The organism is Streptomyces triticirhizae, from assembly GCF_003696235.1.
Taxonomy (GTDB): Bacteria; Actinomycetota; Actinomycetes; order Streptomycetales; family Streptomycetaceae; genus Streptomyces; species Streptomyces triticirhizae.
Window position 1 is genome coordinate 1 of record NZ_RFFJ01000108.1, and the last position, 21,466, is coordinate 21,466.

Consider the following 21,466-nt stretch of genomic DNA (forward strand, 5'->3'; position numbering starts at 1 on the left):
CCCGGGGGGCGGGACCCGACGACGGGTCAACTGCCGCGAGGATGCCACGCGGCACGCCGCCCGCCGCTCCCCGAAGGCCGAGCCGGCGGGCTACCGCGCGGCGGTCGCCTGGCGGAGTTCCGCGCGGAGTTCGGGGGTCAGCAGGTGGCCGGCGCGGCCGACCAGGAGGGCCATCTGGTAGGTGACCACGCTGATGTCGGCGGTCGGCTCGGTGTAGACGCCCAGCAGGGAGCCGTCGGAGATGGCCATCACCAGCAGGTTGCCGGTCTCCATGGCGACCAGTGTCTGTTTCACCTGGCCGCCGTCCATCAGTTCGGCCGCCCCACCGGTGAGGGAGCCGAGGCCGGAGACCACGGTGGCCAGGTCGGCCGCCGCGCCGCTCGGCGTGCCGCCGGGCCAGCGCGGCGTCGGCGGGCCGGTGAGCCCGACCGGCGCGGGGGCGCCGTCGGGCCCCGACTCCGAGGAGAGCAGCGGCAGCCCGTCGGTGGAGACGACGGCGACGGAACGCACGCCCGGCACCTCGTCCACCAACCTGCCCAGCAGCCACCGCAGATCGCGCCCGCCACGGCTGGCGGTTTCCTGCTGCCGCGTTCCGGTCCCGGAGGTCATGACGGCTGTTCCTCTCCATAGCGCCCGGGTCTCTCGCCGGGTCCTTCCCCTGCCCCCTGGCCCGGTCCCTGGTCGGGGCGGGCGACCGGGTGGGCGGGGGCCTCCCCGCCGAACTCCCCGGAGGCCGCGAACTCCCCGGGGGCCCCGAACTCGCCGGAGGCCGCCAGGGTCGCGGCGTCCCGGTGCCCTTCCCTGGCCCCTCGTTGGAATCCGCCGAGCCGGCGGCGCAGTTCCTCCGGGTCGACCGTGCGGTTGCGCCCGGTGTCCGTGGCCCCGCCGCCGGCGGAGGCGACCCGGGTGCGGAGCGGCAGACCGCTGCCGGTCACCACGGGCGCGCTGTCCGGCGCGTGGGCGTGTTCGGGGCCGCGCGAGGCGAGGTCGCGCACCGGCAGCGGCCCGCTCGGCGGGCCACCGGCCCGGTCCGCGTAGCCGCTGCCGGCCGCGTCCCCGTAACCGGCCTGGTGGGCATGGCCCGCCCGCTCCCCGTACGGGCCCGGCTCCCCGTACCCGCCGCCCTGCCCGCCGTAGGCCGCCGGCGCCGGACCGCCGTCCGCCGTCGGGGCCTCGGCCGGAAGCGGCGGGCGTTCGGCGCCGAGGGCGTGGCGGCCGGTGGTCCTGGTGGTGGGTCCTATGCCCGCTCGGGCCTCCGGCACGACGGGCCGCGCCCCGCTGGCCGGCCCGGCCGGGGCCTCGTGGCCGCCGGGGGCAACTCCCGGCGCGGCCACGGGAGTCGCGCCGGTCCTGGCGGCCGGCACCGTCGGGTGCGCGCCGCTGGCCGGCCCGGCCCGGGCGTCCGTCGGGTAGCCGGCCGGCTCGGCCGCGCCCGGGTGGACCAGCGCCCCGGGAACGAGCACCTCGGCCGTGGTGCCGCCGGCCGGGCGGGCGACCAGCCGGCAGCGCAGCCCGTGCCGGGCGGCGAGCCTGGCCACGGTGTAGAGGCCCATCCCGATGTGCTGCCCGTTCCCGCCGTCGGCGCCGGGCGGCGGGGTCACCGGGTCGGCCAGCCGGGCGTTCAGCTCGGCGAGCCGGACCTCGGAGAGGCCGCGTCCCTCGTCCTCGACGGTGAGCAGCAGTTCCTCGCCCCGCCACTGGCCGGTGAGCGCCACCCGGGTGCCGGGCGGGGTGGCGACGGCGGCGTTGTCGAGCAGTTCGGCGAGGAGGTGGCTGATGTCCCTGGCGGCGTGGGCGACAACCCTCGTCGGCGGCGGCGGAACGGTCTCCACCAGGTCGTAGCGCTCTATCTCGCTGACCGCCGCCCTGGCCACGTCGATCAGCGGCATCGGCGAGGCCAGCGAGCGGACCGGCTCGGCGCCGGCGAGCAGCAGCACGTTCTCGCTGTGCCGCCGCATCCGGGCGGCGAGGTGGTCAACGGAGAAGAGGACGGCCAGCTGGTCGGGGTCGGTCTCGTGCTCCTCCAACCCCTCGATCACGGACAGCTGTTCCTCGACCAGGTCCAGCAGCCGCTGCGCGTGGTGCGCGAACATGCCGTGCACGGCGCCGTGCAACGCGGCCAGCCGGGCGGTCAGTTCGCGCTGTTCGGCGAGGAGCCGGTCGCGTTCGGCGCGCAGCCCGCCGCTGCTCTGCTCGGCCTCGGCCGCCTGCCGCTGAAGCTCCTCGGCGCGCGCCCGCAGCGCGTTGACCGAGGCGACCACCTCGGCGAACTCGTCGTTGCGGCCGATGTATCTGACCGGCTCCTGGTGCACCGGGTCGGCGGCGACCCGCCGGGTGCCCAGCCGCACGGCGGCCAGCGGCCTGGTCAGCGAGCGGGCGGTCCCCACGCTCACGCCCAGGGCCAGGGCGAGGGCGAGCAGGATCACGCCGACCGTGACCAGCAGCCGGGTCAACTCGTCGTCGCGCAGCGCCTCGACGGCCTCGGTGTGCTCGCCGACCAGCGAGGCCAGCACCCCGCGCTGGAGGCCGACGCGGGCCTGGAGCGCCTCGTCCACCGCGACCGGGTCGAGCGCGCGGTCGGCCTCGTCCAGCGTGGCGCCGTCGGTGAGTTCGGCCAGGAACTCCTCGGCGGCGTCGACGTCGCCGCCGGTCACGGTGTCCCGGTAGGTGTCGCGGCCCGGCGCGTCGGCGATGGCGAGGAAGTCGGTCAGGGCGGCGGCCTCGGAGACGTGCTCGCGCTGGGCGAGGGCGGTGAGTTCGCCCTGTTCGCCGTCGCCGGCGAGGGCCGCGAGCAGCAGGCCCCTGGTCGCGGACGCCGCGTGGACGGCGCGGGCGAGGTCGGGCAGCGCGTCGCTGGTGGGGCTGACCGCGTCGGCGGGCGAGGAGCGGCTGACGGAGCGCAACAGCCCGTCGAGGCCCTCGATCGCGGCGGTGTAGGTCTGGTGCACCTCGACCGGCGTGGACTCGCCGGCGAGCGCCCGCTCGCGCGCCTCGGGGAGCGCGGCGAGGCGTTCGCCCAGGGCCGGGTCAACGGCCTCGCGCAGTTCGGCCACCCGCCGGTCGGCGCGCGCCTCGGCGTCGTCGCTCAACGCCCCCTCGCGGTCGGCCTCTTCGCTGGCGGCCGCGACGACGAGGGCGTCGCGCTCGTCGGCCAGGATGTGGGAGAGGGACAGCGCGCGTTCCCCCAACGCCGAGGCGTCGGCCAGCTCCTGGCTGTCACTCAGGGCGCCGGCCCGGCCGACGATCGCCGGGACGCCGGCGACCAGCACGGCGGCGCCGGTGAGCAGCAGGGCGATCAGCAGGCGGGTGCGCACCCTGGCGCCGCGTCGGCGGGCGGCGTGGGACCGCAGGCCGGCGGTGGCCTGACCGGCCGTAGCCGGAAGTGTGGAAGGGGCAGAACCACCCTCGTCCCGCGATGTCGTCTTCCGCACCTGTGCTCGCATTCTCGTCACTTCGGCTCCGACCCTGCCAGCGCCGACCGGGGCGGGAGGCGGCCCGGCCGGCCCCGCCACCCGAAGGAGTGAACAACACCCCGGAGTTGGCGGACAAGCTCACGTCACCTGGTCGGGGCACCCGCACTCTGAGTTCGGCTGGTTTTCGCTGGAATTCCGACCGTGCTCCTGGCAAGATCAGCGCCCGCCCGGCACCTATCGTGCCTTTCTCCGGCAAACCCCCATCAAACGCAAGCAAGTGTCAGCCTACGGCAGACTGTTGATCATGCGCATCCAGTCGGCCACCGAGCCGGGCACCCCGGGCCAGCCCAACGAGGACTTCGCCGCCGTGGCCACGCCGACGGAAACGGGCGAGGGCGCGCTGGTCGTGCTGGACGGAGTGACCGCGCCCAGCGGTGATTTCGGTTGTGATCACGGGGTCGCGTGGTTCTCGGCGCGGCTCGGCGGGACGTTGCTGCGCGCCCTCGCCGCGAGCCCGGCGCGGCCGTTGGACGACAGTCTGGCGCACGCGATCTCCCGCACCGCCGACGCTCACCGAACCACCTGTGACCTTTCTCACCGACGCACTCCGCAGGCCACGGTGGTGTGTGCCCGCTGGGACGCGGACCGGGTCGAGTATCTGGTGCTCTCGGACTCGGTGTTGCTGGTCGAGGGGCCAACGGGGCTGGTGCGGCCGGTTCTTGACCGGCGCTTGGACCGGCTGCGGCCGCTGGCCCGTCAGTTGCCGCGCGACCGGCGCGTCGCGTTTGTCGAGGGGCTGCGCAACGCGCCCGACGGCTTCTTCACGGCGGCGGCCGACCCGTCGGTGGCCGAGCGCGCCGTGGTCGGGGAGTTGCCCAGGCACGAGGTGCGGTCGGTGGCCGCGTTCACCGACGGGGTGGGGCGGTGGGCCGAGACCTTCGGCCTCGGGGACTGGCCCGCGCTGTCGCGTGCCCTGGCGGAGCGGGGGCCGGCCGGGGTGATCGCCGAGGTGCGGGCGGCGGAGGCGGCCGACCCGGAGGGCGCGCTCTATCCCCGGGGCAAGACGCACGACGACGCGACGGCGGTGCTGGTCACGCTCTGACGTCCGCTCGGGAGGGAGGCCCTGGCGCCGCCATCCGACAGAGTGCGCGCCGTCAGGAGGGGCTCGCGGGGGGCACGTTGCTCCGGCGTGGGGCGTCGGGCTCCGGGTTTCACGCCGTTCAGCGAGCCGCTCCTGTGACGGGTCACTCGCCCCGTTCCCTCGGCCGATCTACACGCGTTACCGTCGAGTTGGGCCGTTGGCATGGCCACAGCAGGCTTCCCACGCGGCCCAACTGTCCCCCCACACCACGGTTCTCGGAAGGCACATCCATGCCCCTCTCCGACCCGGGGGCGCGCGGCGGGTTCTCCCGCCGCCGCTCCCCCCGCACACTCCGCACTCTGATCGGCGCGCTCGCCGCCGCGCTGGCCCTGCTGCTGGCCGCCCCCGGCCCGGCCTCGGCGGCCGACGACGACCCGCAGGCACACCCCGACTTCGGCTCAGCGTTCATGGGCTCCACCGTCCTCGAACACGAGGGTGGCAACCGGACCCACGTCCCGCCGGACGTGGACCCGACGGCCACCGTCGAGGGCGTGGACGTCTCCAGCCACCAGGGCAACGTGGCCTGGTCCACGCTCTGGAACAGCGGCGTCCGCTTCGCCTATGTGAAGGCGACCGAGGGCACCGGCTACCGCAACCCCTACTTCACACAGCAGTACAACGGCTCCTACGACACCGGGATGATCCGGGGCGCGTACCACTTCGCCCTGCCCAACGCCTCCAGCGGGGCGGCGCAGGCGACCTACTTCGCGACCAACGGCGGCGGCTGGTCGGCGGACGGGAAGACGCTCCCGGGCGTGCTGGACATCGAGTACAACCCGTACGGCTCGACCTGCTACGGGCTGAGCCAGTCCGCGATGGTCGACTGGATCAGGGACTTCAGCGACACCTACCGCGCCCACACCGGGCGGGACGTGGTGATCTACACCACGACGGACTGGTGGACCCAGTGCACCGGCAACAACGCGAGCTTCGGCTCGACCAACCCGCTGTGGATCGCCCGCTACGCGTCAACGCCCGGGACCCTGCCGGCCGGTTGGGGCTTCTGGACGTTCTGGCAGTACACCTCCACCGGGCCGACGGTGGGTGACCACAACCTGTTCAACGGCGCCATGGACCGGCTCCAGGCGCTGGCCAACGGCTGACCGGCCGCCGGCCCCCGGGGGTGCCCTGCGGACCCGTGCGGGAAAATCGCCGCATGGCACCCTCCTCCGCCCCCTCCCCCACTCCGCGCGGCCCCGCGCCCGACGAGCGGCCCGTCGTGCTGGACCGGCGCACCGGCCCCCACGGCGAGGTGGTGCTGCGCCGCCACGGCGGGCTGTTCCAGATCATCGCCAACGGCTGCTTCCTGATGGACACCTCGGACGGCCGCTCCGAGCGGCTGCTGGTGCGGGCGGCGATGGCGGAGTTGACGGGGTCCGCCGGGCGCGAGCCAACGCCGGCCGCGCCCCGGCTGCTGATCGGCGGCCTGGGCGTGGGCTTCTCGCTGGCCGAGGCGGCGGCCGAGCCGCGCTGGGACGCGATCGAGGTGGTCGAGCGCGAGCCGGCGGTGATCGACTGGCACCGCTCGGGCCCGCTGGCCGCCCACTCCGGCGGCGCGCTGGACGACCCCAGGGTGACCCTGGTCGAGAACGACCTGCTGGCCCAACTGCACAGCGCCCCCGGCCGCTATGACGCGCTCTGCCTGGACATCGACAACGGCCCCGACTGGACGGTGACCGAGGACAACGACGGCCTCTACGCGCCGGCCGGACTCGCCGCGTGCCGCGCCGCGTTGCGCGACGGCGGGGTGCTCGTTGTGTGGTCCGCACAAGCGTCGACCACATTTCCCGACAGGTTGCGAAACGCCGGATTCGACCGGGTAAGGACCGAGGAGGTGCCCGTTGCCCGGGGTGTTCCCGACGTGCTGTTTCTCGCCAGCCATCATTTCGCCAGCCGGTCCGCGTAGCCGGGTCTTGAGTTTCCGCTTTACGCTGCTGTTCGGTGCCCCAGGCAGGGCACCATCCGCCAACTGTCCGCCAGTACCAGCCGTCTGGCATCACGAGTTTCCCGGGGGCGGGACAGATGACTCCAACAGAAACCAGGACTGCGCCGATGGACCGAGAGCACCAGGAGAAGCCGCCGCCCGTGGGCGGTCCCACCGAGCCGGAGACGGCGGAGCGGGCCGGTCACCACAGTGCGACCGTGGCAACCCCCGGAGCCCAGCGGCGCGTTCTGGTCGTCGAGGATGACCCCACCATCGTCGAGGCCATCGCCGCCCGGCTGCGGGCCGAGGGCTTTCTGGTGCAGACGGCGGCCGACGGCCCGGCCGCCGTGGAGACCGCCAGCGCCTGGCATCCCGACCTGCTGATCCTCGACGTGATGCTGCCCGGCTTCGACGGCCTTGAGGTGTGCCGCCGGGTCCAGGCCCAACGCCCCGTGCCGGTCCTGATGTTGACCGCCAGGGACGACGAGACGGACATGCTGGTCGGGCTCGGCGTCGGCGCCGACGACTACATGACCAAGCCGTTCTCCATGCGGGAGCTGGTCGCCAGGTCCCATGTGCTGCTGCGCCGGATCGAGCGGGCCGCCGTCGCCGCCACCACGCCGAGGCCCGGCAGCGTGCGCCTCGGCGACCTGGAGATCGACCGCACCCAGCGGCGGGTGCGGGCCGCCGGCAAGGACATCCACCTGACGCCGACCGAGTTCGACCTGCTGATGTGCCTGGCGCGCTCCCCCCGCGCGGTGCTCACCAGGGAGCAGCTGCTGGCCGAGGTGTGGGACTGGGCCGACGCCTCCGGCACCAGGACCGTGGACAGCCATGTGAAGGCGCTGCGCCGGAAGATCGGCGCCGAGCGGATCAGGACCGTGCACGGCGTGGGGTACGCCCTGGAGACGCCGCCCGGGTTCGCGGGCGAGACCGGCCCGCGCGGCCAGGCCGCCGCGGAGGGCTGACCTGAGCGTGCAGCGGGAGTCGACCGCGCGGCGCTACGGCCATCTGCTGTGGCGGGTGCTGCGCCCCCTCGACCCTTTTCGTTCGGTGAAGGCCGCCCTTGGCGGCCTGGTGATCATCTCGGTCGGGATCACGACCGTGTTGTTGCTGCTGGCCTACCGTTCGGACATCGGGCTCCAGGTGATCGCGATCATCGCGATCATCGCCTCGCTGCTGGTCACCCAGTTCGTGGCCCAGGGCCTGGCGTCCCCGGTGCTGGAGATGACCTCGGCGGCCAGGGCCATGGCGCGCGGCCAGTACGAGCGCCGGGTGCGGGTGACCCGCAGGGACGAGCTGGGCGACCTGGCCCACGCCTTCAACCGGATGGCGGCCGACCTCCAGGCAGCCGACCGGCAGCGCAAGGAGCTGGTGGCCAACGTCTCCCACGAGCTGCGCACCCCGATCGCCGGCCTCCGGGCCGTCCTGGAGAACGTGGTCGACGGGGTCTCCGAGGCCGACCCGGAGACCATGACCACCGCGCTGCGCCAGACCGAGCGGCTGGGCCGGCTGGTCGAGCAGCTGCTCGACCTCTCCCGGCTGGAGAACGGGGTGGTCCCGCTCCAGGCCAGGGACTTCCGGGTCGAGCCCTATCTGACCACCGTCCTCGCCGACGCCCGGATGGCGCTGGGCCGTGGCCACGCGCGGACCGACGTCAAGCTCAGGCTCGACGTGGTGCCCGGCGGGCTGCGGGCCAGGGCCGATCCGGAGCGACTCGACCAGGTGGTCACGAACCTGGTGGACAACGCCGTCAAGCACAGCCCGCGCAACGGCCAGGTCACCGTGGTGGCCCGGCCAGGCGCCGGGCCGGGCGGGCTGGTGCTGGAGGTCCGCGACGAGGGCCCCGGCATCCCGCAGGCCCAGCGCGACCTGGTCTTCGAACGCTTCGGCCGGGGCACCATCGACGGCGTCCAGGCCCACGACGGGGGCACCGGACTCGGGCTGGCCATCGCCCGCTGGGCGGTCGATCTGCACGGCGGAACGATCGGCGTGGCGGAGTCCCGCAGGGGCTGCCGCATCCGTCTCACCCTGCCGGGTAACGCGCAGGCAAATAATTGACGTAGGGTCGCGGGCAACGCCCCTCGGGGCGCCCGTCGACCTCGGGCGCCGCCGGGCCCTCTCGGCGTGCGCCGCCCGGCGCACGGCGGAGCGACGACGCATCGCCGCAGTTGAGCGCGGGACTTCTCGCGTTCCTGTTCGACCGAGCCAGGGTCGTTGCCATTTTGTTGCCTGTTCACACCAAACCTGATGCGATTCCCGTGCTTTCTTGACGCGAAACCCGGGATTCCGTGTGGTGTAGGCCACGTCTGGCGGGTGCGGACTGCGCCATGGGCGTGGGGAGGCGTAGCCTTGATTTCCGCTGTCCATGACCTTGCGAAGCGGAAGAGGGCGGTTGCCGCCGTGTCGCCACAGTCCCCGAACACCTCAAGCGTTGACGCCGACCGAGAAGCGCAGAAGAACTCTGCCGCCGGCTTCGGAGCCAACGAATGGCTCGTTGACGAGATCTACCAGCAGTACCTCCAGGACCCGAATTCCGTTGACCGCGCCTGGTGGGACTTCTTCGCCGACTACCAGCCGGGAGGCGACTCCACCTCGGCGCCGTCGGCCGGCGACGGCTCGGCCACCGCCGAGCGGGCCCGGCCCGAGGCGAAGCCCACGACGACCGGGGCCGAGCCGCGGGGGGGCACGCCCGAGCAGCGGGCCACGGCGGCCCAGCCGAAGCCCCCGGCCGCGAAGCCGGCGGCGGAGCGGCCGGCCGCCCAGCCGGCTCAGGAGAGCCGCCCGGCCGCCAGGCCGGCCCCCGCCCCGGCGGAGAAGAAGGCGGAGGAGCCCGCCGGCCCCGAGCTGGTGACGCTGCGCGGTCCCGCCGCCGCCGTCGCCAAGAACATGAACGCCTCCCGCGACGTGCCGACGGCCACCTCGGTCCGCGCCGTCCCGGTGAAGCTGCTCTTCGACAACCGCATCGTCATCAACAACCACCTCAAGCGCGCCCGGGGCGGGAAGGTCTCCTTCACCCACCTCATCGGCTACGCGATGGTGCAGGCCCTCAAGGCGATGCCGGCCATGAACCACTCCTTCACGGAGAAGGACGGCAAGCCGACCCTGGTCAAGCCCGAGCACGTCAAGCTGGGCCTGGCCATCGACCTGGTCAGCAAGAGCGGCGACCGCCAGCTGGTGGTCGCCGGCATCGAGAAGGCCGAGACGCTCACCTTCTTCGAGTTCTGGCAGGCGTACGAGGACATCGTCCGCCGCGCCCGCACCGGCAAGCTGACCATGAAGGACTTCTCCGGGGTCACCGCCTCGCTGACCAACCCCGGCGGCATCGGCACCGTCCACTCCGTGCCCCGGCTGATGCCGGGCCAGAGCGTGATCCTCGGCGTGGGCGCCATGGAGTACCCGGCCGAGTTCCAGGGCAGCTCCCAGGAGACGCTCAACCGGCTGGGCATCTCCAAGGTCATGACGCTCACCAGCACCTACGACCACCGGGTCATCCAGGGCGCGGCCTCCGGCGAGTTCCTCCGCCAGATCAGCCAACTGCTGCTGGGCGAGCACGACTTCTACGACAACATCTTCGAGGCCCTGCGGATTCCGTACGAGCCGATCCGCTGGAACCGCGACATCGACGTCAACCACGACGACGAGGTCACCAAGGCCGCCCGGGTCTTCGACCTGATCCACTCCTACCGGGTGCGGGGCCATCTGATGGCCGACACCGACCCGTTGGAGTACAAGCAGCGCCGCCACCCCGACCTGGACATCACCGAGCACGGGCTCACCCTGTGGGACCTGGAGCGGGAGTTCGCCGTCGGCGGCTTCGCCGGCAAGTCGGTGCTCACCCTCCGGGACATCCTGGGCGTGCTGCGGGACTCGTACTGCCGCACCACCGGCATCGAGTACATGCACATCCAGGACCCCAGGGAGCGGACCTGGATCCAGGACCGGGTGGAGCGCGCGCACACCCCGCCGGAGCGCGAGGAGCAGCTGCGCATCCTGCGCCGGCTGAACGCGTCCGAGGCGTTCGAGACGTTCCTCCAGACCAAGTACGTGGGCCAGAAGCGCTTCTCGCTGGAGGGCGGCGAAACGGTCATCCCGCTGCTCGACACGGTGCTCGACGAGGCCGCCGCCGACAAGCTGGACGAGGCCGTGATCGGCATGGCCCACAGGGGCCGGCTGAACGTGCTGGCCAACGTGGTGGGCAAGTCCTACGCGCAGATCTTCCGCGAGTTCGAGGGGAACCTCGACCCCAAGTCGATGCACGGCTCGGGCGACGTGAAGTACCACCTGGGCACCGAGGGCACCTTCACCGGGCTGTCCGGCGAGCAGATCAAGGTCTCGCTGACCGCCAACCCCTCGCACCTGGAGGCCGTCGACCCGGTGGTCGAGGGCGTGGCCCGGGCCAAGCAGGACATCATCGGGCGGGGCGGCAAGGACTTCACCGTGCTGCCGATCCTGATCCACGGCGACGCGGCGTTCGCCGGCCAGGGCGTGGTCGCCGAGACGCTCAACATGTCGCAGCTGCGCGGCTACCGCACCGGCGGCACCATCCACATCGTGATCAACAACCAGGTGGGGTACACCGCGACGGCCGCCGCCGCCCGTTCCTCCACCTACTGCACCGACGTGGCGCGGATGATCGAGGCGCCGATCTTCCACGTCAACGGCGACGACCCGGAGGCCGTGTGCCGGGTGGCCCGGCTGGCGTTCGAGTACCGGCAGGCGTTCAACAAGGACGTCGTGATCGACCTGGTCTGCTACCGGCGGCGCGGCCACAACGAGACCGACAACCCGTCGTTCACCCAGCCGTTGATGTACGACCTGATCGACAAGAAGCGCTCGGTGCGCAAGCTCTACACCGAGTCGCTGATCGGGCGGGGCGACATCACGCTGGAGGAGGCCGAGCAAGCGCTCCAGGACTTCCAGGGCCAGCTGGAGAAGGTCTTCAAGGAGGTCAGGGACGCCACGGACACACCGGCCCCGGCCGAGGTGCCGGTGCCGATGCCGGAGTTCCCGGTCTCGGTGGAGACGGGCGTCTCCGCCGAGGTGGTCAAGCGGATCGCCGAGTCGCAGGTCAACATCCCGGAGCGGATCACGGTCCACCCCCGGCTGCTGCCGCAGCTGCAACGGCGCGCGGCGATGGTCGAGGAGGGCACCATCGACTGGGCGATGGGCGAACTGCTCGCCGTCGGCTCCCTGTTGATGGAGGGCACCCCGGTCCGGCTCGCCGGCCAGGACTCCCGCCGTGGCACCTTCGGCCAGCGGCACGCGGTGCTGATCGACCGGAAGACCGGCGAGGACTACACCCCGCTGCTCTACCTGGCGCCCGACCAGGCCCGGTTCAACGTCTACGACTCGCTGCTGAGCGAGTACGCGGCGATGGGCTTCGAGTACGGCTACTCGCTGGCCAGGCCCGAGGCGCTGGTGATGTGGGAGGCCCAGTTCGGCGACTTCGCCAACGGCGCCTCCACGGTGATCGACGAGTTCATCTCGTCCGCCGAGCAGAAGTGGGGCCAGACCTCCGGCGTCACGCTGCTGCTGCCGCACGGCTACGAGGGCCAGGGCCCGGACCACTCCTCGGCCCGGATCGAGCGCTTCCTCCAGCTGTGCGCGCAGAACAACATGACGGTGGCGGCGCCCACCCTGCCGTCGAACTACTTCCACCTGCTGCGCTGGCAGGTGCACAACCCGCACCACAAGCCGCTGGTGGTCTTCACCCCGAAGTCCATGCTGCGGCTGAAGGCGGCGGCCTCCCGCGCCGAGGAGTTCACCAGCGGCGGCTTCCGGCCGCTGATCGGCGACGACACGGCCGACCCGCAGCGCGTCACCAAGGTGGTGCTGACCACCGGCAAGGTCCACTACGACCTGGCGGCCGAGCGGGAGAAGCGGAACGCCGACGAGGTCGCGCTGGTCAGGCTGGAGCGGCTCTACCCGCTGCCCAGCGAGGAACTCCGCGCCGAACTGGCCCGCTTCCCGCGCCTGGAGCGCGTGGTGTGGGCCCAGGAGGAGCCGGCCAACCAGGGCGCCTGGCCGTTTGTCGCGCTCAACCTGCCGGAACGGGTGGACCTCCCGGGCCGCCTGATCCCGGTGACCCGCCCCGCCTCCTCCTCCCCTGCGGTCGGCTCGGCCAAGCGCCACCAGGCGGAGCAGCAGACACTGGTGGCCGAGGTCTTCGACCTCTGACCAGGGAGTGTGTTGTCGGGCCGGCGTGGCCTGACGGCCGAGGGGGCCACCGCCTGTGCGGTGGCCCCCTCGGCCGTTCCGGAAGCCCCGCAACTCCCGGAGCGCTACGTCAGTTGGGGCTCGAAGTCCCAGAACGGCCGGACCCGCGCGCGGGCGCTCACCGTGTGCACATGCTGCGAGCCCAGCGTGGAGATCAGCCCCGTCAGCGCCTCCTCCTCCGCCTTGTCGGCCTCCGCGCGCTGCCGCAGGTTCCGCAGGTCCGTCGCGTGCGCCACCTTGCAGGAGAGCGTCAGCGGATGCTCCCGCCCCAGCGACGAATGCGCGGCGGCCCGGCGCGCCGTGTCGCCGCTCAGCTCGGCCGCGCTCTCCACTTCGCCCGCGATGTTGCGGTCCGCGCTGAGGTTGAGCGCGATGCCGAGCCGCCACGGATGGTCGGGGCCCAGGGCGTCGGTCATCCGGGCCAGGCACTCCTCGTTCAGCTCCAGTGCCTCCTGCCGTTCGCCGGCCGCGCGCAGCAGCAGCGCGTGGTTGGCCAGCGTGCCGATGGTGAACGGGTGGTCGGGGCCCAGCGCCTCGCGGTAGCGGCGGGTGGTGCGTTCGCCGATCTCCCGGGCCAGGTCGAGCCGGCCGTGGGAGCGCAGCACGAACGCGTAGCAGGCGGCGATCCGTTGGGTGGCGGGGGACGCCTCGCCGAGGACGCGTTCGGCGCGTTCCAGCAGGTCGGCCAGCCGCTCGTGGGCGACGGTGCGCTCGCCGGAGCGCAACAGGCACAGCGCCAGGTTGAGTTCGGCGCTGAGGGTCTGTGGATGGTCGTGGCCCATGACCGTCCGCTGGACCTCGATGTTGGGCTCCTGGATGGACTGGGCCTCCGCGTAACGGCCCAACAGGCGCAGGTCGAGCGCGTAGTTGGTCTCCGAGGAGAGCGTGGAGCTGTTGCGGGCGCGCAGCACCTCGCGGCGGGTCTGGAGGGTGCGGCGGTCCTCGACGAGGGCGTCCCGGTAGCGGCCGAGCAGCCGCAGCGTGACGGCCAGGTTGTTGCGGGAGTTGAGGGTGCGGAAGTCCTCCTCGCCGATCATGCCACGGCGGCCGGCCAGCACCCGTTCGCTGGTGTCGAGCGCCTCCTCGTAGCGGCCCAGGCCGCGCAGGTCGGCGCCGAGGCCCTCCAGCACCCGGAGCACGTCGAGCGAGTCGTCGCCCTTGCCCTCCTCCTCAAGGCGCTTCAGCAGGCCCCGGTTGATCCGCTCGGTGCGGGTGTACTCGCCGGTGGCGCGGAGCAGCATGGCCTGCTGGGAGGCCAGCTCCCGCAGCAGCGGGTGCCCCTCGCCGAACGTCTCGCGCCAGGCGCGCTCGACGCGGTCGGTCAGCTGGATGCCGGCCACATACTCGCCGGCCAGATACAGGTAGCGCAGGCAGTTGCGGATCAGCGTGTGCATCTCCGCGTGTTTGCTGTAGAGCGCGCCGGAGGCGTCCAGGTGCGGAACGATCCGGGCGTAGCGGGGCCAGAGGCGGGTGTCGGTCGGTACGCCGGGGTCGGCGTTGGCCAGGCCACGGCGCACGGCGCGGGAGAACACCTCGCGGTCCACCTCGGACATCCCGGAGCGGACCGTCCGCTGCACCATGCCGTGCAGCTGGATGGTGCCGGCGGCCTCCGGGTCCTCGTCGGTGTTCGGCGGGTCCCACTGGATCACCGAGTACTGGACGAGCTTCTTGGTCGCGGTGTTCCAGCGCAGCGGGTCGGACATCAGGCCGGCGAGCTGCTCGGGCAGGTGCTCGGCCGGGATCTCGCGCAGCAGTTGGACGGGGATGGCGCCGGGCGCGAAGAAGGCGCACAGCCGCAGCAGTTCGACGGCCTCGGGGACGGTCTCCCGCAGCCGGTTGAGCAGTATGGAGAACGCCGTCGGGTAGGAGGTGTCGAAGTCGACGGCGACCCGCAGGCCGGCCTCGATGTCCTCGTCGTCGCGGAGCAGGCCGACGTACTCCTGGACGGTCATGGTGGAGTCGCTGAGCCAGCCGGCGGTCTGGTCGAGCGCCAGCGGCAGGTCGCCCAGGGTGTGGGCCAGGAGGTCCGCGTCGTCCCGGCCGATCCTGGGGGCGCGGCGGCGGACGAACGCCACGGACTCCTCGCGCTCGTAGACGGGGACGGAGAGCAGGTGGGTGTTGTTGTAGTCGCCCCAGGCGCCGTTCTGCGAGGTGATCAGGACGTGGCCGTTCCCGGTGGGCACCAGGTCGGCGATGGTCTCGGGGCTGTCGGCGCCGTCCAGCACCACCAGCCAGCGGGCGTAGGGCTGGCCCCGGCGGAGCGCGTCGCCGACGGCGCGCAGCCGTTCGCCGTACTCGGGTCCCGTGGTGAGGCTCAGCGAGGGGGCCAGCTCGGCCAACCGCTGGCGGAGCGTGCCGCGTTGGTCGGCCGGGACCCACCAGACCAGGTCGTAGGAGGAGGAGAAGCGCCAGGCGTACTCGGCGGCGACCTGGGTCTTGCCGACCCCGGAGAGCCCGAGCAGGGCGACCACGCCGGCGCCCGGCTCGGCGTTCTGCACGTGGTCGTGGATGCTCTGGAGGAGGCGTTCGCGACCGGTGAAGCGGCTGTTGCGGCGGGGCACACCGCCCCAGACGCGGGGCAGTTCCATGGGGAAGCGCGGGCTTCTGCCTCCGCCGAGGGTGTCGCGGGCCGGGTCGCGTTCCTCGAAGGCCCCGACGAGCTGGATCAGCCGCCGCTCGGCCTCCCGGGCGCCGAGGCCCCACAGCTCGGTGGTGCCGCCGAACGCGGCGGTGGCGGAGGGCATCGGCGCGGTGGAGACGGAGACGGCGTGGAAGCGGGCGGAGTTGGGCGCGATCACGGCGCGCAGCGCCTCGTTCCACTCCTGGTCGGTGCGCGGGCCGAGCTTGAAGTACCAGTCGCTGAGCACCACGAGGATGCGGCCCCTGACCAACAGCAGGTCGGTCAGCGCCTCCCGGAGCTGGACGCCGGCCGGCAGGTCGAACCGTTGGAAGGCGACCTGCCAGCCGTAGCGCTCCAGCCGGTCGGCGATCCACACCGCCCAGGCGCGGTTGTAACCCGCGTAGCTGATGGTGATGCGGCGGGCCCCGACCGTCGGGGCCGTGGTGTGTGCCAAACCTTGCACGGAGCCTCCCTCGGCGGTCACCCGACCGACCCCCTTCGCTTGCCGAACCATGTGCCGGACCACCTGCTGCCGGACCACCTGCTGGCGGCCTGCCGACCCGACGGCGTCCCCGGGGACGTCCGACGCCCCGTCAGCTTCCCCCTGGGAAACATACACCGCGCGACTGTCAGGTAACCGTGCCACGGGCGTGCCGCCGCAGCCACAGGGCTCGCGCGGTCTCCACATACGCCCGGGCGCGCACCAGATGGCCCGCCGGCGGCGCGGGCGAGCCGAGCCCACGGTGCTGTTCGACCATCGCCTCGACGAACACCCGTCCGTCGTCGGTGAGTCGACGGGCGGCGCGCAACGTCGGCAGCACGGCGCCCACCTGCGCGTGACAACGGCAGTGCGCCGCCCACGCCTGGTCGCGCGCCCCCGGATCGTCCAGGCCCAGCGCGAGTCGCTGCCAGAAGCCGGCGAGGGCGAGGTGGGCGTAGGCGCCGTGCAGCAGCCCGTCGAACGGGCGCGGGTCCGGGCGCCAGGGGGCCCAGTAGCGGGCGGCCGGGCCCTGCTGGTGCAGCGGGTTGAGGGCGCCGACGGCGGCGAGCTTGGCGTGTTGCAGCTCGTGGGTGAGGCCGGCGGCCAGCAGCGCGGCGCTGGGCGGGGTGCTGGCGAGGACGGCGCCGAAGGCGCCCGGGCTGGTGGAGCTGGTGTGCCGGCCCTGGCCGCCGGTGGGGCGCAGCAGCGGAACGATGCAGTTGAGCAGGGTGAGTTCGGCGGCGCGCGCGGCGCCGCCGAGGCGGAGCAGCGGCAGCGCGTCGTGCCACAGCCGTGACCAGTGGGCGCGTTCGGTGGGCCGCAGCGCGTGGCGCGGCGGGCCGTCCTCGGGGCGGGTGGCGCGGCCGGGCGTGGGGCGCCCGGGGTCGAGGTCGTCGAGGAGAACGGGCCTCGGGCCGCCGTCCAGGGTGTGCAGGGTCAGCCAGCGGGGGGTGGTCGAGCGCCAGTGCCCGGCCGGGTCGCGGCCGAGGGTGACCGGCGCCTCGCCGGGCAGCCGGACCGTCAACCGGCCGTCGCGGGCGGCCAGTTCGGCGGGGGTTCCGTCGGGGGCCTGGGTGTTGAGGGCGCCCAGCGTGGGCAGCGCCAGACGGCCGTCGGCGACGGCGACCCGCACGCGGAAGTCGAGGCCGGCGCGGAGCGCGGAGGCGGCGGCGAGGCCGCCGAGGTGGGCGAGGTCGCGGGCGGCGTCCCGGCCGGCGCCGATGGCCAGCAGGTGGGCGCAGCGCTCGGCCCAGGTGCCGGTCAGCGGGTAGAACAGCACCCGGCGCGCGGCCTCGGGGCCGGCGCGCTCGGCGCTCTCCAGCAGCGCGGCGTGCTCCCTGGCGAGGGCGGCGGCGGGCGCGGGCGCGGCGGGGAGCGCGTCGAGCAGCACGCGCAACAGCAGCAGCCGGTGGGTGTGTTGGCCGGCCGCGAGGGTGGCGAGGGTGGCGGGCTCGCCCTCGGTGCGGCCGAGTTGGGCGAGTTGGTCGCGGCTGAGGGCTCCGGGGGCCCTGCGGGGGGCGCCGCCGGGGTCGGGGGCGGTCACGGGGCCACCGTCCGGCGCAGGGCGTGGGCGACATGGTGGATCAGGCGGGCCAGGTCGGCGCAGTAGACGGAGGGGTTGGCGAAGCCGTGGCCGGCGCGGTAGCGGTGCACGTAGTTTCCGCCGCCGCAGACCTCCAGCAGCGGGCAGGCGCGGCAGGCGGGGGCCAGGGCCGCCGCGCCGGCCTGGCGGGCGGCGACGCCGGGGTGGTCGAGGGCCGCGTCGAAGGGGTGGTCGGCGACGTGGAGCCCGGTGGCGGCGGCGCCGGGGTAGGCGGTCTTGAGCGCGTCGATCTGTTCGATGGCGCCGTCGGTCTCGACGACGACCGCGCTGAACGGGTGCAGCCCGAACAGGCCGCCGGCGGTGGGCTGGTGGAGCAGGGCGGCGAGGCACTCCTCGAAGATCCTGATCCGCACCCGACGGCGGTCGGCGGTCCACCACCGGTCGAAGACGGCGGTCAGCCAGTCCGCGTAGGGCGTGGGGCGGTCGGCCCGTCCCGGCGCGGCCTCCTCGGGTCGGGCGTCCTCAAGGCCGGGCGGTCGGGCCGTCCAGTTGCCCTGCGGCAGGCGGAGGTCGAGGGCCGGCGGATCGAGTTCCAGGAGGGACTGGTAGACCTCGACCGGATCGCTTTGGGGATCGATCACGCAGAGCACCCCGGCGTAGCTGTCCCGGTGGGAGGGCTCGGCCAGCAGCCGGGCGGCGCGGCGGATCGCCGGCCAGGCGGGGCGGCCGGCGTGGTCGACGCGGAGCCGGTTGTGCGCGGCGCGCCCGCCGTCCAGGCTGAGGCCGATCTCGATGCCGTGGGCGGCCAGCGTCCGCAGCCGGTCGGGCGTCAGGCGGGTGCCGTTGGTCTGCGCGGTGGCGCGCACCCGGCAGCCGGCCGGCGCCTCGGCCCGCACCAGGTCGACGAAGCCGCCCAGCACATCGGGGTCGGTGAGCAGCGGCTCCCCGCCGTGCAACACCACGGAGACGGCCGGGAGTTGGTGGGTCGCCGCGTGCTCGGCGATCCGGCGGGCGATCCACCGGAACGTCTCGGGGGAGGCGCTGACCGGCTGCCGGCGCCAGCCGTCGTCGGCCGCGAAGTACATGTAGCAGTAGCGGCAGGCGAGGTTGCAGCGGCTGTTCACCTTGACCACGAACTGGCGGAACGGCTCCGGCGCGGTGTCCGCCCGGCCGGAGCCCCTCGTCGTCGTCTTCACACGCGTCCGTCCCCTCTGAGCCGCGCCCGTCCCGGCTGCCGCCCTCCCCCCTGAACGAGGACCCTTCCGACGGACGCGAGAAGGAAAACCCCACCGGTCGTTTCCGGTCGGGCAATCACTCCAAGTGGACCGAAAGCGAACGAAGTTGCACTCCCGGGGACGCCAACGGCCCCGGCGGGCGGAGGGGAGACGTCAGTCGGGGGCCTCGTCGAAGTCCCAGCGCGTCTCGCCTGGCCGGGCGAGCCGTTCCCGCAGATCGGCGAGGACCGCCTCCAACACCGGGTGGTCCATCCGCCGCACCTCCGCCAGACTCAACGCCAGCAGGTCGGGCAACTCCGGCAACTCGGGCAGAAGCCCCGAGGCCACCGCCTCCCGTGGACCCGTCGACATGCCGTCACCTCGCGCTTCTCCGCGGCTTCCGCCGCGACGTCTCCGCGGCCGGTTCGCCGTCTTCCTCGCGACCGTTCCCGCCCCTTGTCCCCCGCGCACGCCCCCTCGCGCGCCCGCGCGGCCGCCCGGGCGCTCGCTCGGCGCCCGCGCGCGTCCCCGCGAGACGATCCCGACGACCGCGTTCCCGCGCTCTCTCGCGGCGACGACTCAGCGCCTCATCGGAGATTCCCCCGCGCCCCGCCCCGGAAACAGAACGGGAACGCCCATGCCGCACACGCACCGGGGGCGCGGCCCGCGCGCACGCGCCGGAGCGCGCGCCGGGTCAACGGTCGCGCAGCAGCGCCTCCAGGCGCGCGACCGTCTCCGCGCCGGACTTCTCCTCGTCCGGCAGCCGGCGCCACTGCTGGAGCGCGGCGCGGTACGCGTCCCCCGCCGCCAACGGCCGGCGCGCCGCCTCGAAGACCGCGCCCCGCTGGTGGAGCGCGATGGCCGCCAGCCGCACCGCCTCCGCCGGGTCCCCGGCCTCCGCCTCGGCGGCCCGGGCGGCGGACGCGGCCCTGCGGTACGCCTCCGCCGCCTGGTCGAGCCGCTCCAGGCCCTGCGTGTGCCGGAAGACCCGCCGGTGGGTGTCGCCCAGCTCCAGGTAGGCCCGCGCCCTGGTCAACGGGTGCTCGGCGGTGCGGGCCGCCCGCTGGAAGAGGTGCTCGGCCTCCCGCAGGTCCACCATGTCCACCGAGTCCCGGTAGCGCGCGGTCAGCGCCTGCCCCAGCAGCAACAGCCGCCCCGGCAGCCGGGGATCGCCGGCCGCCGTCTCCATCCGGCAGTCCCGCAGCACCCGCACCGCGCGGGAGACGAACGGCCCGCCGTCCTCGCGGTCCGCCCGGCGCAGCAGCGCGGCGCCCCACTCCTCGATCAGCGCGCTGTACTCGGGCCGGTCCCGGGAGACCAGCCGGCTGGCCTCCTCGAACCTGGCCGCCGCCGTCTCCAGCTCCCCCACCTCGCCGTCCACCTCGAAGACGCGGACCGCCAGCCGGCCCGCCCTGCTCAGGCAGGCCGAACGCGCCGCCGGCTCCTCCGCCAGCCGGCTCGCCGCCTCGATCACCTCACCCGCCCGCCGCCACTCCCGCTCGGTGCGCAGCAGCGCGTCCACCAGATCGAGCAGCGCGCGCACCCGGACGCGCGCCGGCGCGCCCTCGCTCTCCAACGCCCAACAGCCCTGCCGCAGCGAGTCGGCGGCCTGCCCCGCGTGCACCTCGACGCGCTCCACGTCCTGCGCGGCGTCCGCGAGCAGCAGCAGCGCGCGGCCGTGCGCCAGCCACAGGCCGCTGGGCTGCGGCTCGTCCGTCGGCCAGGCGTCCGCGACCGCCTCCACGATGCCCACGCTCTCCTGCAACAGGGCGCTGTCCCCGCCCAGCCGCCACTGCGCGGTCAGCACCTCGACGCGGTCCAGCGTGACCCCGAGCGCGGCCGCCCGGTCCAGCCCCGGCGTGGCCTGCACGGCGGCGAACTCCCGGTCCGCCAGCCGCCACAGCTCCAACGCGCCCCGCGTGTCCCCGGCCGCCCGCCGCTCCCCCGCCGCAGCGTGCAACACCCGCGCCAGCACCGTGCGCCCCCGGGGCGCGCCGGCGTGCGCCGCCGCCTGCGCCGCCTGCCGCGCCTCGACCAGCAGTTCGCCGTCCCGCTGCGCCCGCCACAGCCGCAGCAGCCCCTCGGCCAGCTCGCTCCACAGCTCCGGGTCGGCCCGTTGCCCCGCCGCCGGCCGCTCGGCCGTGGCCTGCCGCAACAGCTCGACGGCGGCCAGCAGATGGCGTACCTGACCGTCCTCCTCGAAGGCGGCGGCCAGCGCCCTGGCCCGGCCGACGGCGCGGGACTGCGCGGGCGTTCCGCGCCGGTCGCCGTGCTCCCGCGACGAGAGCGGGGCGACCGGCAGAAAGCGCCGGAGCACCTTCGCCGCCACCTCGGCGAACGGGCGGGGCAGCGCCGGGGCGTGCTCCTCGCCCGGCGCGCGCAGGACCTCGGCCTCGGCGGCCTCGGCGCCGGAGAGCTGGGCCAGCGCGAGGGCGGGGAAGTTCGGCCCGGCGCCGCCGAACCGCCGGGTCACATAGCCGGAGCAGTGCTTGAGCACCAACTGGGCCTCGTCCTGGCCGAGTTCGGCGAGGAGTTCCTCGTGCACGCCGTCCACGAAGGTGAACCACAGCCCGTCGGCCGGCGAGCCGGTCGGCGCCCCGTCCAGCCGCCGCAGCAGCCCGCTGAGCAGCACCTCGGACAGCTCGGCCGGGCCGGAGTCCGGCAGCATCGTGCGCTGGATCAGCTGCATCACCGGCAGCGAGAGCGGCGCAGCGGCGAGATAGACGGCGAGCCGGACCGCGCTCGGCGAGGCCGAGGCGCGGAACCTGGCCAGCAGTTCGGTCCCCGAGCGCCCGGCGCCCGCCCTGGCGCGGGCCGGCTCGGCCGGCGGCTGGTCGGACCTGACCCAGCCGACGGCGGCCGGCACGCCGCCCGGCCCCGTGCCGGCCAGCAGCCCGGCCCAGGCGCCGAG

The 21,466-nt window shown here is 74.1% G+C and carries 13 protein-coding genes; 6 read left to right on the forward strand and 7 right to left on the reverse strand.

The window, feature by feature from the left end; genetic code table 11:
- Positions 1–90: 90 nt before the first annotated feature.
- Complete coding sequence (locus EBN88_RS18515; protein WP_122184272.1) at positions 91–609, reverse strand: roadblock/LC7 domain-containing protein; 519 nt, start codon at positions 607–609, stop codon at positions 91–93.
- Positions 606–3,314 carry a sensor histidine kinase gene (locus EBN88_RS18520; protein WP_158621424.1) on the reverse strand — a complete coding sequence of 903 codons (2,709 nt, stop codon included), beginning with the start codon at positions 3,312–3,314 and terminating at the stop codon, positions 606–608. Before EBN88_RS18520 ends, EBN88_RS18515 begins: the two co-directional genes overlap by 4 nt.
- 403 nt (positions 3,315–3,717) lie before the next feature.
- Between EBN88_RS18520 and EBN88_RS18525 the strand changes: the two genes are divergently transcribed.
- The 6 genes from EBN88_RS18525 (at position 3,718) to EBN88_RS18550 (ending at position 12,658) form a co-directional block, all read left to right on the forward strand.
- A complete protein-coding gene (locus tag EBN88_RS18525) occupies positions 3,718–4,515 on the forward strand; it encodes a protein phosphatase 2C domain-containing protein (protein ID WP_122185016.1) in 798 nt (265 codons plus the stop codon).
- Positions 4,516–4,784: 269 nt separating this feature from the next.
- Positions 4,785–5,657 (forward strand): lysozyme, encoded by an 873-nt coding sequence (locus EBN88_RS18530; RefSeq protein WP_122185017.1) that lies wholly within the window; start codon positions 4,785–4,787, stop codon positions 5,655–5,657.
- A 53-nt stretch (positions 5,658–5,710) separates the two neighbouring features.
- Entirely contained in the window at positions 5,711–6,460 is a 750-nt protein-coding gene (locus EBN88_RS18535) for a spermidine synthase family protein (RefSeq protein WP_122185018.1), read from the forward strand.
- 116 nt (positions 6,461–6,576) lie between these two features.
- Complete coding sequence (locus tag EBN88_RS18540; protein WP_199742410.1) at positions 6,577–7,446, forward strand: response regulator transcription factor; 870 nt, start codon at positions 6,577–6,579, stop codon at positions 7,444–7,446.
- A 1-nt stretch (position 7,447) separates the two neighbouring features.
- The gene (locus tag EBN88_RS18545) at positions 7,448–8,539 is read left to right on the forward strand and encodes a sensor histidine kinase (protein WP_122185020.1); all 1,092 of its coding nucleotides are present in this window, start codon (positions 7,448–7,450) and stop codon (positions 8,537–8,539) included.
- A 342-nt stretch (positions 8,540–8,881) separates the two neighbouring features.
- Positions 8,882–12,658, forward strand: a complete 3,777-nt coding sequence (locus EBN88_RS18550) for a multifunctional oxoglutarate decarboxylase/oxoglutarate dehydrogenase thiamine pyrophosphate-binding subunit/dihydrolipoyllysine-residue succinyltransferase subunit (RefSeq protein WP_122185021.1) — start codon at positions 8,882–8,884, stop codon at positions 12,656–12,658.
- A gap of 104 nt (positions 12,659–12,762) precedes the next feature.
- Here the strand turns inward: EBN88_RS18550 and fxsT are convergent, their stop codons facing one another.
- The 5 genes from fxsT to EBN88_RS30625 form a co-directional block, all read right to left on the reverse strand.
- Positions 12,763–15,780 carry an FxSxx-COOH system tetratricopeptide repeat protein gene (gene fxsT / locus EBN88_RS18555; RefSeq protein WP_233580778.1) on the reverse strand — a complete coding sequence of 1,006 codons (3,018 nt, stop codon included), beginning with the start codon at positions 15,778–15,780 and terminating at the stop codon, positions 12,763–12,765.
- A gap of 166 nt (positions 15,781–15,946) precedes the next feature.
- Positions 15,947–17,341, reverse strand: a complete 1,395-nt coding sequence (locus EBN88_RS18560) for an aKG-HExxH-type peptide beta-hydroxylase (protein ID WP_122185022.1) — start codon at positions 17,339–17,341, stop codon at positions 15,947–15,949.
- On the reverse strand, positions 17,338–18,537 hold the full coding sequence (locus EBN88_RS18565) for an FxsB family cyclophane-forming radical SAM/SPASM peptide maturase (protein WP_122185023.1): 1,200 nt from the start codon (positions 18,535–18,537) through the stop codon (positions 17,338–17,340). The genes EBN88_RS18560 and EBN88_RS18565 overlap by 4 nt, the downstream gene beginning before the upstream one ends.
- 192 nt (positions 18,538–18,729) lie before the next feature.
- Positions 18,730–18,927 (reverse strand): FXSXX-COOH protein, encoded by a 198-nt coding sequence (locus EBN88_RS18570; RefSeq protein WP_122185024.1) that lies wholly within the window; start codon positions 18,925–18,927, stop codon positions 18,730–18,732.
- A gap of 322 nt (positions 18,928–19,249) precedes the next feature.
- The coding region (locus EBN88_RS30625; RefSeq protein ID WP_122185025.1) for a hypothetical protein at positions 19,250–21,466 on the reverse strand (2,217 nt) is incomplete at its 5' end.

Coding starts and splice junctions, on each gene's coding strand:
- EBN88_RS18515 (WP_122184272.1), bottom strand. CDS start 609: ATGACCTCCGGGACCGGAACGCGGCAGCAGGAAACCGCCAGCCGTGGC.
- EBN88_RS18525 (WP_122185016.1), top strand. CDS start 3,718: ATGCGCATCCAGTCGGCCACCGAGCCGGGCACCCCGGGCCAGCCCAAC.
- EBN88_RS18530 (WP_122185017.1), top strand. CDS start 4,785: ATGCCCCTCTCCGACCCGGGGGCGCGCGGCGGGTTCTCCCGCCGCCGC.
- EBN88_RS18535 (WP_122185018.1), top strand. CDS start 5,711: ATGGCACCCTCCTCCGCCCCCTCCCCCACTCCGCGCGGCCCCGCGCCC.
- EBN88_RS18540 (WP_199742410.1), top strand. CDS start 6,577: ATGACTCCAACAGAAACCAGGACTGCGCCGATGGACCGAGAGCACCAG.
- EBN88_RS18570 (WP_122185024.1), bottom strand. CDS start 18,927: ATGTCGACGGGTCCACGGGAGGCGGTGGCCTCGGGGCTTCTGCCCGAG.